This is a genomic window from Xanthomonas sp. WCS2018Noco2-27, assembly GCF_031843525.1.
Classification (GTDB): domain Bacteria; phylum Pseudomonadota; class Gammaproteobacteria; order Xanthomonadales; family Xanthomonadaceae; genus Xanthomonas.
On record NZ_JAVTIK010000006.1, the window covers coordinates 136222 to 148341 of the forward strand.

Annotated in this window: 8 protein-coding genes; 6 read left to right on the forward strand and 2 right to left on the reverse strand. The window is 66.3% G+C overall.

What is annotated here, in order from left to right:
* The first annotated feature begins 14 nt into the window (after positions 1–14).
* From RQH86_RS12320 to RQH86_RS12340, 5 genes are all read left to right on the forward strand, one after another.
* Positions 15–974, forward strand: a complete 960-nt coding sequence (locus RQH86_RS12320) for a PDR/VanB family oxidoreductase (protein WP_311239155.1) — start codon at positions 15–17, stop codon at positions 972–974.
* A gap of 400 nt (positions 975–1374) precedes the next feature.
* Positions 1375–2688: an NCS2 family permease gene (locus RQH86_RS12325; protein WP_311239154.1), complete on the forward strand. Its 1314-nt coding sequence runs from the start codon at positions 1375–1377 to the stop codon at positions 2686–2688.
* Positions 2689–2806: 118 nt separating this feature from the next.
* A complete protein-coding gene (locus RQH86_RS12330) occupies positions 2807–4351 on the forward strand; it encodes an adenosine deaminase (RefSeq protein ID WP_311239153.1) in 1545 nt (514 codons plus the stop codon).
* A 402-nt stretch (positions 4352–4753) separates the two neighbouring features.
* Positions 4754–6214, forward strand: a complete 1461-nt coding sequence (locus tag RQH86_RS12335; RefSeq protein WP_311239152.1) for an AtzE family amidohydrolase — start codon at positions 4754–4756, stop codon at positions 6212–6214.
* Complete coding sequence (locus RQH86_RS12340) at positions 6214–7794, forward strand: gamma-glutamyltransferase family protein (protein WP_311239151.1); 1581 nt, start codon at positions 6214–6216, stop codon at positions 7792–7794. Before RQH86_RS12335 ends, RQH86_RS12340 begins: the two co-directional genes overlap by 1 nt.
* A gap of 147 nt (positions 7795–7941) precedes the next feature.
* Here the strand turns inward: RQH86_RS12340 and RQH86_RS12345 are convergent, their stop codons facing one another.
* Entirely contained in the window at positions 7942–8310 is a 369-nt protein-coding gene (locus tag RQH86_RS12345; protein ID WP_311239150.1) for a UDP-N-acetylglucosamine-peptide N-acetylglucosaminyltransferase, read from the reverse strand.
* A 687-nt stretch (positions 8311–8997) separates the two neighbouring features.
* On the opposite strand from RQH86_RS12345, the gene gvpU reads away from it, so the two are divergent.
* On the forward strand, positions 8998–9456 hold the full coding sequence (gene gvpU, locus RQH86_RS12350; protein ID WP_055853542.1) for a gas vesicle accessory protein GvpU: 459 nt from the start codon (positions 8998–9000) through the stop codon (positions 9454–9456).
* Positions 9457–9603: 147 nt separating this feature from the next.
* On the opposite strand, the gene RQH86_RS12355 is transcribed toward gvpU, so the two are convergent.
* Positions 9604–12108 carry a prolyl oligopeptidase family serine peptidase gene (locus tag RQH86_RS12355; RefSeq protein WP_311239149.1) on the reverse strand — a complete coding sequence of 835 codons (2505 nt, stop codon included), beginning with the start codon at positions 12106–12108 and terminating at the stop codon, positions 9604–9606.
* Between the last annotated feature and the right edge of the window lie 12 nt (positions 12109–12120).

Consider the following 12120-nt stretch of genomic DNA (forward strand, 5'->3'; position numbering starts at 1 on the left):
CCAAGGACACTGCCATGAGCCTGCATCAAGTGCGCGTTGCCGCGGTGGTCGACCAGGGGCATCGCCAGCGTGCGATCCGGCTGGAACCGATCGATGCCGAACTGCCTGCCTTCGAGGCCGGCGCGCATGTGGACCTGCATCTGCCTGATGGTTTGATCCGGCAATATTCGATTGCCAGCGCACCGCATGCGCGCGATCACTATTTGCTATGCGTCAAATTGGCCGACGCCTCGCGCGGTGGCTCGCGCCATCTGTGCGAACAGCTCAGCACCGGCGACCGCCTGCAGATTTCCAGCCCGCGCAATCTGTTCCCACTGCATCCGGGCGAGCGGCATGTGCTGCTGGCCGCCGGCATCGGCATCACCCCGCTGCTGTCGATGGCTGAAGCGCTGGAAGCGCGTGGCGAGCCGTTCGTGCTGCATTACTACGCACGCCGGCATGCCGATGTGGCCTTCGTGCAGCGGCTGCAACAAGGCTTCAGCCATGGGCAGGTGCACGTGCATCTGAGCGATGGCGGGCAGAGTCCGCGCGTGCACGTGCCCGACGCACTCGTCCAGGCAGGTGCGCGCGATCAACTGTATCTGTGCGGGCCGGCGGCCTTCATGGATCACTTCACCCAACTCGCCAGGACGCATGGATGGACGGCGGCGCAGCTGCATCGCGAACACTTTGCCGCCATCGATACCGGCCTTGCGCATGATGCCGACAGCGCCTTCGAAGTGGAGCTGGCCGCGAGTGGTCGCGTGGTGCAGGTGCCGGCCGATTGCAGCATCGCCAGCGCCTTGCTGGATGCCGGTATCGCGGTGCCGCTGTCCTGCGAACAAGGCATGTGCGGCGCCTGCCTGACCGGCGTCATCGCCGGCACGCCGGATCACCGCGACAGCGTGCTCAGCGACAGCGAGCGCGCCGCTAACGCGCAGATCACGCTGTGCTGCTCGCGTAGCCGTTCGCCGCGCTTGGTGCTGGATCTTTGATCGCTTTGTGCGGCATGCGCGTGCGCAGACAGGACGACAGCGGGCGCGCAGGTGGGTGATGCGGGTAACGCCGCAGCGCGATGCACGTACCAGCGCCGTCAAAGCCTGCGGACAGGCGTTGGCGCTGCGTCTTCTTGCACGGGACGATTGAGGCCGGCACAGCGCCACGTTGGCACAACCCCAGCCAGACAGGGGCCGGCATGCCTTCCTGCTACGCAAGACGCAACGCGCCTGCGCCGCATTCCGTGCCCAAGGTCCGTGGCAACCGCCGTCGCACAGTGCAAGATAATCGCCCCGCGCGCGTACACCGCGACCGCGCGTGTCCCTTTGTGTCGATGAGATGTCTGCCGATGGTCGTTTGTGTGATCGCCTTCGCCCGCCTTTGCCGGGGCGCACGCTGATGCGCTGGCAAGGATTTGCGCTTGCCGCCAATGGCAGCAGCGTGCGCACGGAGGTTCTGGCCGGCGCCACCACCTTCCTGACGATGGCCTACATCGTCTTCGTCAACCCGGACATTCTGGCCACCACCGGCATGGACCACGGCGCGGTGTTCGTGGCGACCTGTCTGGCCGCCGCGCTTGGCTCGCTGTTGATGGGCGTGCTGGCCAACTATCCCATCGGGATGGCGCCGGGCATGGGCTTGAATGCGTTTTTTGCCTTCTCGGTGGTGGGCACGCTGGGCTACAGCTGGCAGCAGACGTTGGGGCTGGTGTTCGTCTCCGGCTGCGTGTTCTTGCTGCTCAGCGTCACCGGCGCGCGGCGCTGGCTGGTGGATGGCATTCCGCCCGCGTTGCGCAGTGCGATTGCGGCAGGTATTGGCATGTTTTTGGCCCTGATCGGTTTGCAAAAAGCCGGGCTGGTGGTGGCGCATCCGCAGACACTGGTGACCTTGGGCGACCTGCATCGGCCCGAGCCGCTGCTTGCGTTGGCGGGGCTGCTGCTGATCGGCGTGCTGGAAGTCCGCCGCGTGCGTGGGGCGATGTTGCTGGGCATCCTGGCGGTCACCGTGGCGGCGCTGGCGCTGGGTCTGGTGCACTACCAGGGCGTGCTGTCGCTGCCGCCGAGCCTTGCGCCCACCCTGCTGCAGCTCGATATTGCCGGCGCCTTGCAAGGCCATGGCGGCAGCGGCGCTTTGACCGCCGTGCTGCACGTGGTGCTGGTGTTCGTGCTGGTGGAGATGTTCGATGCCACCGGCACCTTGATGGGCGTGGCCCAGCGCGCCGGCCTGTTGCGCACCCCGGCGCACCGTCGCCAGTTCGACCGCGCCCTGCTCGCCGACAGCACCGCCATCCTGGCCGGCTCGCTGCTTGGCACCTCCAGCACCACCGCCTACGTGGAAAGCGCTGCCGGCGTGCAGGCAGGCGGGCGCACCGGCCTCACCGCGCTGGTGGTGGCAGCGCTGTTTCTGCTGGCGCTGTTGTTCTCGCCATTGGCGGCGATGGTGCCGGCGTATGCCACCGCACCGGCGCTGATCTACCTGGCGTCGGTAATGCTGCGCGAGTGCACGCAGATCCAGTGGGACGATGTCGGCGACGCACTACCGGCCGCCATCTGCATGCTGGCGATGCCGCTCACCTACTCCATCGCCACCGGCCTGGCCTTCGGCTTCATCACCTACGCAGCACTCAAGCTGGGCAGTGGCCGCTGGCGCGCGGTGCATCCGGCCACCTGGGCGATTGCCGGCCTGTTCGTGCTGCGCTATGCGTTGGAATGAACGGATTGCCCGGCCTGTTCCATCTCACCACCCACTGGCCTCGCACCGCGTCGCGCGGCAAGCTGCATCGCAATCGGCAGCGCCACAGCATTGCCGCCTCTTTCCCAGAGCTCACCGCATGCCACATCGTTATCGCTGTCTGATCCTTGCCTTGTGCACCTTGTTACCGGGCATGACGCTCGCACGTCCTTTGCAAGCGCCCGCGCAGCAGCGCGAGCAGCAGGTGGCACAGCTGTTTCACGACGCGGCCGCGCAACCTGCGCAATTGCGCGCGTGGCTGCAGGCCATGCCCAAGGGCGGCGACCTGCACAATCATCTCTCCGGTTCGGTGTATGCCGAGGACTATCTGCAATGGGCCAGCGAAGACGGTGCCTGCGTGCAGCTGGACGACCTGAGCCTGCGCGCTGCGCCGTGCGGTCAGGGGCAGGAGCCCTCACGTGGTCTGGCCGCGCGCAATGCGGCGCTGTACGGACGGGTGGTCGATGCATTGTCGATGCGCAAGTTTCTCCCCAATGCTGCCCAGCCCAGCGGGCATGACCAGTTTTTCAGCACCTTCGGCAAGTTCGACGCGGTGGTGCGGGCGCGTGTAGCAGACACCGTGGCTGCGGTGCTCGACCAGGCTGCACGCGACCGCGTGCCGTATGTGGAGATCATCGCCAACCCGCCACAGATGGATCAGGCAGCGCAGCGCATGCAGTCGCTGCCGTGGAGTGGCGATGACGATGCCGCAAACCTGCGCGCCCTGCAGGACGCCTTGCCGCCGCTGGTACAGGCCGCGCAACGCGAGCTGGCGGCCACCGACACGCAGGTACGCCGTGTCCTGCGCTGCGACCAGGCGGATGCGCACGCCGGCTGCCAGGTGAGCTATCGCTACGTGCCCTATGTGCTGCGCGTGCTGCCGCAACCGATGGTGTTCGGGCAGATGGCGCTTGCGCATGCCCTGATCGCCGCTGGCGGCAGTCGCGCGGTGGCGGTGAATATCGTCGCGCCCGAGGACCACCCGGTGGCATTGGCCGATTACACCCGGCATATGGCGATGTTCCGCTTCTTCGCTACGCGCTATTCGGGGGTGCCGCTGTCCTTGCATGCCGGCGAGCTGACGCTGGGGTTGGTGCCGCCAGCGCAACTGCGCTCGCATATCCGCCAGGCGGTGGAGGCCGGTGCGCGGCGCATCGGCCATGGGGTGGATCTGCCCTACGAAGACGATGCCAACGGGCTACTGCAACAGATGCGCAGCCAACAGGTCGCGGTGGAAATCAACCTCACCAGCAACGATGTGATTCTGGGCGTCAAGGGCGCTGCGCACCCGCTGGCGATGTATCTGCGCGCCGGTGTCCCCGTGGTGCTGTCCACCGACGATGCCGGCGTTTCGCGCGCGGACATGACCCATGAATATCAGCGTGCCATGCAGGAGCAAGCCATCGACTACCGGACCCTTAAACAGCTGGCACGCAACGGCCTGAGTTACAGCTTTCTGCCGGGCGACAGCCTGTGGACCGCCGAAGGCGCCGCCGTGCCGGTCTGTGCCGCAGCGGTACAGCGCGAAACCGATGATGCGGCCTGCGCCGAGTTCCGCAAGGCCAGCGAGAAGGCACGCTTGCAATGGCAGCTGGAAACCGACCTGGCGCAGTACGAGCGCACGTTGCTGGCGCAACGCAACTAGGGCCGAGACCACGCATATGAAACACGCGACATGCGAGCGCGTCTGCGTGATGGGCTTCATCGATACAGCGTCATCGCGCGCAGGCACGCTCCTACGCATGCGAGGTCCGCTCCATCGTCGCCGCACTGCCTTCCTTTCCCCCGACCCAAGCGCAATGACCCACTTGCGCGCTACCAGTGCCCCACGCATCCCCAACCTATCGGGCACCATCACCTAACGCATCACCCGCAGAAAGGGGCTAGCGTCCAGAGCGCAACACGCTGAGACAAAATCGCCGCACTTTCCCGCCGCATCGTGCTTTGATCGCGCATCCACAGCGTCGTCCGGCCCCACAGCCGCAGGCGCCGCGGTCCAGCAACGCACCACACACCCGCCGCACTCCCAGCAACCCAAGGTGACCCCATGCAACTCCCAGCGCAGTGGCAGGCCGGCATCGATCGCAATAGCGAGGTCCTGCGCGGCCACGCGCAGCTACTTGCCAACTTCATCGTCCCGCGTCCCGCATCACCGGACACCACCACCCCGCGCGGCCAGATCGCAGCGATCGTCAGCACCACCCGCAGCCAGCCTACGCTGGTAGCACGTCATGCCACCCAGACGCTCACGCGCATCAACCAGGCCAACGACCGCCTATGCGCGATCACCCGCCTGCTGCCCGCACGCACCGCTGCCGATGCTGCGCGCGTGCAAGCCGCGCTGGCCGGCGGCAGCGATGGCGGTGCGTTGGCCGGGGTGCCGTTCGTGGTCAAGGATCTATTCGACGTCGCCGGCCAGGTCACCACCGCTGGCGCCGTGGTCCGCGCGCAGTGCGCGCCCGCCAGCCGCGATGCGGCGGTGGTGCAACGCCTGTGCGACGCCGGTGCGGTGCTGGTGGGCACCGCCAATATGGACGAATTCGCCTACGGCTTTGCCACCGTCAACGCGCATTACGGCACCACCGCCAACCCGCACGATCACCGGCATCTGGCCGGTGGTTCGTCCGGCGGCTCGGCGGCAGCAGTGGCGGCCGGGCTGGTGCCGTTCGCACTCGGATCGGACACCAACGGTTCCATCCGCGTGCCGGCCGCGCTGTGCGGCGTGTACGGCCTGCGCCCCACCCATGGCGCCGTGCCGCTGGAGGGCGTGTTTCCGTTCGTCGATGCGCTGGATGTGGTCGGCCCGTTCGCTAACTCGGTGGCCGATCTGCGCCGCGTGTACGAGGTCATGCACAGCCATGCGCTGCGCAGTTGCAACGTCGCCAACCTGCGTATCGCCCGGCTCGGCGGCTGGTTTCAACGCAATCTCGATCCCGAGCTGGATGCCGGCATCGGCGCATTGCTGACCGCGTGCAACAGCAGCACGCTCGTCGAATTGCCGGAAGCAGAGCGCGCCCGCGCGGCTGCCTTCGTACTCACCGCGGCCGAGGGCGGCCACCGCCATCGCGCAGCACTCACCACGCACGGCGATCAATTCGACCCGGCCACACGCGACCGCCTGTTCGCCGGTCTGCAGCTGCCGGCCAGCGCGGTGGCCGATGCGCACCGCTTCGCACACTGGTTTCGCGCAGCCATGCAACAGCTGTGGGACGACGTAGACGTGCTGATCGCACCGGCTACGCCCTGCGTTGCGCCGCGCATCGATCAGGACACCATCGTGATCGATGGCCTGCCCGTGTCTGCGCGCGCCAATCTCGGCATCTTCACCCAACCGCTGGGCCTGGCCGCCTGCCCGGTGCTGGCCGCACCGTTGCCGCGTCCGGGGCGCCTTCCGCTGGGGGTGCAATTGATCGCCGCACCCGGCCGCGAAGACCGCCTGTTCGCGCTCGCCGCACAACTCGAGCGCGACGGCTTGCTCGCCTTCAGCGCGCCGCCGGAGACACCCTGATGCTGCACACCTTGCGCGCACGTCGCGGCATGGTCGTCGCCCCGCACCATCTGGCCGCACAGGCCGGGCGTGACATCCTGCGCTCCGGCGGCAACGCCATCGAAGCGGCCGTCGCCACCGCCGCCTGCCTGGCCGTGGTGTATCCGCACATGACCGGGATCGGCGGCGATGGCTTCTGGCTGATCCATGAGCCCGATGGCCGCGTGCACGCCATCGATGCCTGCGGCCGCGCCGCGCAGGCGGCCACGCTGGACTTCTATCGCGGCCACACGCAGATCCCCTGGCGCGGCCCCGGCGCAGCCAACACCGTGGCCGGCACCGTCTCCGGCTGGGCGCTGGCGCTGCAACAGGCCGGTGGCGCACTGCCCTTGCCGCAGCTGCTGCAAGAGGCCATCCATCACGCCGACGCAGGCGTCCCCATCACCCTCGGCGGTGCACACGTCGCCGCCAGCAAGGGCGATGCACTGCGCTGCCTGCCCGGCGCGTACGCGCGCATCTTCGAGCCACGTGGCGCGCCCCTGCACGAAGGCGCAGTGCTGCAGCAGCCGCAACTCGCGCGCACCCTGCAGCGGCTGGCAAACGATGGGCTGGACAGCTTCTACCGCGGCGCCCTGGCTGACGACATCGCCGCCGATCTGCACACGCTCGGCAGCCCGCTGCAGGCTAACGACCTGGCCGCACACAGCGCCGACGTCAGCGTGCCGCTGTCGGTCGCCATCGCCGGTGCGCGCTTGTACAACCATGCACCGCCCACCCAAGGGTTGGCCTCGCTGCTGATCATGGCCTTGTTCGATCGCCTGCATGCCGACCAGCCGGACAGCTACGCGCATCTGCACGGCCTGATCGAAGCCACCAAACAAGCCTTCCTGATTCGCGATGCGCACATCGGCGACCCGTCCTGGATGTCGCTCGACGCACAGGCGCTGCTCGACGATAGCGCCGCGCTCGACGCACTCGCCGCGCGCATCGACATGACCACCGCGTTGCCGTGGCCGCAACCATCGCAGGCTGGCGACACTGTCTGGTTCGGCGCCATCGATGCGCACGGCCGCGCGGTCAGCTGCATCCAGTCCACCTATTTCGAATTCGGCTCCGGCCTGGTCCTGCCACGCACCGGCATCACCTGGCAAAACCGCGGTTGCAGCTTTCGTCTCGCACCCGATGGCTGGAACGCCCTCGCCCCGGGGCGCAAACCCTTCCACACGCTCAACCCCGCGCTGGCCACCTTCGACGACGGCCGCGTCATGACCTACGGCACCATGGGCGGCGAAGGCCAACCGCAAACCCAGGCGGCGATGTTCTCGCGCTACGCCCGCTACGGCATGCCGCTGCAACAAGCCATCACCGCACCACGCTGGCTACTCGGCCGCACCTGGGGCGAAGACAGCACCTCGCTGAAGCTGGAAGGCCGCTTCGACCGGGCCGTGGTACAGGCACTACGCGACGCCGGACATGCAGTGGAACTATTGCCCGCCTATACCTCGGTGATGGGCCACGCCGGTGCATTGGTGCGCGAGGTGGATGGCGTGATCAGCGGCGCCAGTGACCCGCGCTCCGATGGCGCAGTGGCTGGGTGGTGAGGTTGGGGATTGGAGTCGTCCAAGCGGGCCGACAAGATCAGGGAAGCCAAGACCTGGCGCGTTTTCCAACTCTGGGGACCACAAAGATCAAATGCGGACTGACGCATCCCAGGCCGCAGCTCAAAGACTGCACATCACCCTATCGATTCAGTGCGCCTGAGGGTCGAAGTACGCCTGCCAGGACAGAGGCGAGGCCTGACATGATCGTGCCTTGTCGAAGAACGTCATGGCGTCCTTGCCGCTTCTGGAGTTGAGCAATGCAACCCCGAGATTGAAGAAGGTATTTTTGTCTTGTGAGCCGTGCGCTATCGCATGGCGCAATTGCAGTGCGGCGTCTGTGTGCTGGCCTTGATCGCAAAGAACCGCACCCAGACAGGTGCGCAGAAGCGGGTTGTCTGAATCGTCCTCCAGCGCTTCGCAAAGCAGCCGCTGAGCTTGCGCAAGATTCGCCTCCCACTTCTCTGGAGAGAGATATCCCTCTTGGACCAGCATGTTGCAGTCTTCTACAGTCTTCATTGATGGCGCGCTTCTGTTTAGACGACACAGGTAAATCTTGATCGAAACCGAGCCAAGTCGTTGCAATGGCATGCCCGTTCTTGGCTCGGCAACCAGCCTCGCAAGTGGCTCTACATCTTCCATTGCTGGCTGGGCGACACGCAGCCGATGGCGTTCTTTGGAAATCCACCGCCTATCGGGGAGCCACGACGATTGACCTGTTCTCTCGACGCGGTGTGATTGTATCGGCGCTCCTCAATGAAGAGGCGGGCAGGCATGGCGAGCCATCAAGGCTGACACGTGTCGAAGCAAGCCACCTCCAGCCGCGCACGTTCCGCAGAGAACCTTGGTCATCCAGGCCTATGCCGAGCCGTCGCTCACACCGCTGCGGACCGCCAAGCTGCGCCGCGACTGCCCGGCGCTCAACAACAAACGTTGACCGACACCCCAATCGAACACGCACGCGAGCAGAAAGCCTACGCAGCAGCACGCGCTGGCGCTTAGGATCGAGATTCCGGCCGAAGCAGGCCGACAAGGTGAACATGTCATAGACTCTGGGCATGCTCTCCAAGGCGACCATAGCGGACCCAACTGCGCCAATCACTGGACAGTGATGCACTTGCTTTCTTGGGCATGCGGGGCGATGAGTAGGGACGTCGCCGCGCTTATTTCGACAGACGCATCAAACCTTCCACCAAGGAGAGCCACATGACAGATCAAGAAGACAATCAACCGAGTCTGGAAGACGTCAAGCTGGCGTTCGACGGCCAGAGCCTGGATTGGTATCTGCAGAAGCTGGTCGCAACCGTCAACACCTCGAACGTGCAGTTCGGCATCACGCTGTTCGTGGAAGGCATCATCGTTTCCGGCCAGCTGGTTAGCGGGAAGCAGTACTTCGAAGCGTTTGCGCAGGAATTTTCCGCTGCCTATCCCGGCGATGCCGAGGAAAAAGAGGATATCCGTCGTGCGTTCGCCAGCCATGCCAGCATCTACGACACCGAGGACGATGCGCAGCAAAGCAGCAGGCCGCCGCAGTTCATTCACCTGATCGAGTCACGTTGCTTCTCGCCCGGCGGCCAGCCGCTGCCGAGCAACCGCGGCGTGCTGTGGCGCGGCAAGGTCAATGCCGTGTCCGGCTTTACGCTGGGATCGCTGTCGGCGGATTAAGCCCGATAGGCTCGGTGTTGGTGTGAGGTGCTCGCCACCTCACATCAAACTGTTCGAACGGATCTCCAGGCATGCTTCAGCGCTGCACAACGGCGAAAGCTGCGTGCGTTGCCGCCGTCGTTCCAGCCAGCGCCAGTGGCCCTTGATTTACCGCGCTGGCTTGCCAGCCGCATCACGCGGCGGCGCGTTTTTCACGTAGCGGTCGAACCAGTCCAGCATCTCGGCGACCACATCCTCAGTGGATTCGCGTGCGGTATACCAGTGCGGTTCGAACGGCAGCAATACCAGCCGCGCGGTGCCGCCGTTGCCACGAATCGCCTGGAACAAGCGCGGTGCCTGGGTGGTTTCGGTGCCGGGGTTGGCGTCGTCCATGCCGTGCACGATCAACAATGGCTCGTTGATCTTGTCGGCGTGGAAGAATGCCGACGCCTGCGCGTAGATCTCCGGCGCGGCCCAGAACGAGCGGCGCTCGCTCTGGAAACCGAACGGCGTCAGCGTCTTGTTGTAACTGCCGCTGGTGGCGGCGCCGGCGCGGAACAGGTCGGTGTGTGCCAACAGGTTGGCCGTCATCAGCGCGCCGTGGCTATGCCCGGTGACGCCGATACGCTGACGGTCGACCACGCCCAACTCCACTGCCTTGTCCACCGCGGCGGTGGCGTCGTCCACCAGCTGCTGCAGGTAAGTGTCGTACGCGGTCTTGGGGTCGCCGACGATGGGGAAGGCGGCATCGTCGATGATCGCGTAACCGGCCAACAGCAGCACTTGGTAGTAGCTGAGGCGGGTGAAGTCGCGCTCGCTGGCGCCGCTGACCTGGCCGGCCTTGGAGGGGTCGGCATAGTCGAGCGGGTAGGCGTACAGGATCGCTGGTACGCGCGTGCCTTCGGTATAGCCGGGCGGCGTGTACAGGGTGAACGACAGCTCCACGCCGTCCTTGCGCTTGTAAGTCACCAGGCGCTTCTTGATCTGCCGCACCATCGGGGTCGGATCCGGAAAACGGGTGACCGGCGTGGCAGTGGAGGCAAGGATCGCCTCACCCGTCGCCGCCGTCGGCAATGGCTGACCCAACGTGCGCAGGTACACATTGGGCGGGTCGGTCGGCGACTGGTGCCAGGTCAGCAGGCGCGACACATCGTCGCCGGCAAAGCCGAAGAACAGTTCGTCCACACTGGCGTCGCTGCGGAACAGTCGCTGGGTCTTGCCACTGGCCAGTGCGTAGCGATCCAGAAACGGCCGGTCGCCCGCCGGTGAGGCGCCCTGACCGCTCAGGAACAACGCACCCTGTTCTTCGCGCAGTACGGCCTGGCCGTTGGCCAGTAGACGCGTTTCCGGCACGCCGGGATCGGCATACAGGTCGTCGGTGGACAAGTCGAACAACACCCGCCCGGCAGTGCCGGGGCGGTCGGCATCCAGCAGCGTGGTGCGACGCCAATGGCGGTTTTCGTCGTACTCGTCCAACAGCGCCCGGCCGCCTTCGGCAAACCACGACAGGCCGGCATAGCGCTGCTGCACGCGTGTGAGTTCACGCGGCTTGGCGGTGAACGGTGCAGCCAGCGTCATCAGCTTGTCGCGCGCGGGCACGCTGGTTTTCCAGTCGCCCCCATCCAGCGCCTCGGCCCAGACCAGCGTGGCCGGTTGATTGGCACGCCAGGAATAGGCGCGCGGGCCGATCGCAACCCCTTGCACCGGCACCCGGTCGGCAACCGGCAGATCGGCCAGCTTGCGCTCGCTGTCGTTGGCCAGATCCAGCACCGCCACGTCGTGGGCGAAGCGCGCGTAAGTGGTGACGTAGGAATACGGCTGCTTCAACCGTTCCACCAGCACGTGGCGGCCATCGGGCGCGCCATCCACGGTGCTGTAGACCGCAGGCGAACCGAGCTTGCGCTGGTTGCCGGTGGCCGCATCCACCGTGAGCAGCTGGGAGGTGGCGTAGTAGCTAAACAAGGCCTCGTCTTCTGGGCTGGAGAGCGTGTCCCGCGCCTCGTAGGTGCTGCTTTCGCCCTTGCCCTGGATGGTTTCCTTGACCTCCGGGCCCGGTGGCACCGCCGCCTTGCGCGGCGCGGCGCCCAGGTCGTGCGGCACCGTCTTCAGCAGCAAGGTGTCGCTGCCGCCCAACCACTGGATTTCGCCACCCAGCACCGGGTTGAGTTGCACACCGTCGATCTTGCGCACGCTGCCGGTAGCCACCTCGCCTACCCAGAGCTCGACGCGATCGGCGGCCGTGTTGTTGAAGGCGAAGCGACGCCCGTCCGGCGACCACACCGGCGCTGCCGGGCAGGCGCCCGCCGGCAGGGTCACCGCGGTCTGCTTGCCAGTGGCGACGTCGACCAGGCTGAAGCCTTCCAGGCAGGAACGAATGCCGTAGCCGCTGGACATGTCGTGACGGCTATGCGTGCGCGGCTCCACCCGCACGCCGGCCAGCTTCAGGTACGGCTCGGCCACGCGCGCGATCGGCGGATACTGCGTGCGCTGCACCAGCAACAGGGTCTTGCCGGTGGGATCCAGCCGCGGCGATGGATTGAGCGGCGCGCGCAACACGCTCAAGAGCGGCTCCGGCGGCTGCCGGTAACCGCCATCGGGCGTGCCGGCAAAGGCAGACACCGGCAACAGGCTGGCAAGCACCAGCCATCCGCTCCATCGGTACGCGCTGAGCATCTCGGTCGTTCT

Bases quoted from the DNA above. Each gene is read 5' to 3' on its own strand.
- gvpU (WP_055853542.1), top strand. From the start codon at position 8,998: ATGACAGATCAAGAAGACAATCAACCGAGTCTGGAAGACGTCAAGCTG.
- RQH86_RS12340 (WP_311239151.1), top strand. From the start codon at position 6,214: ATGCTGCACACCTTGCGCGCACGTCGCGGCATGGTCGTCGCCCCGCAC.
- RQH86_RS12325 (WP_311239154.1), top strand. From the start codon at position 1,375: ATGCGCTGGCAAGGATTTGCGCTTGCCGCCAATGGCAGCAGCGTGCGC.
- RQH86_RS12335 (WP_311239152.1), top strand. From the start codon at position 4,754: ATGCAACTCCCAGCGCAGTGGCAGGCCGGCATCGATCGCAATAGCGAG.
- RQH86_RS12330 (WP_311239153.1), top strand. From the start codon at position 2,807: ATGCCACATCGTTATCGCTGTCTGATCCTTGCCTTGTGCACCTTGTTA.
- RQH86_RS12345 (WP_311239150.1), bottom strand. From the start codon at position 8,310: ATGAAGACTGTAGAAGACTGCAACATGCTGGTCCAAGAGGGATATCTC.
- RQH86_RS12320 (WP_311239155.1), top strand. From the start codon at position 15: ATGAGCCTGCATCAAGTGCGCGTTGCCGCGGTGGTCGACCAGGGGCAT.
- RQH86_RS12355 (WP_311239149.1), bottom strand. From the start codon at position 12,108: ATGCTCAGCGCGTACCGATGGAGCGGATGGCTGGTGCTTGCCAGCCTG.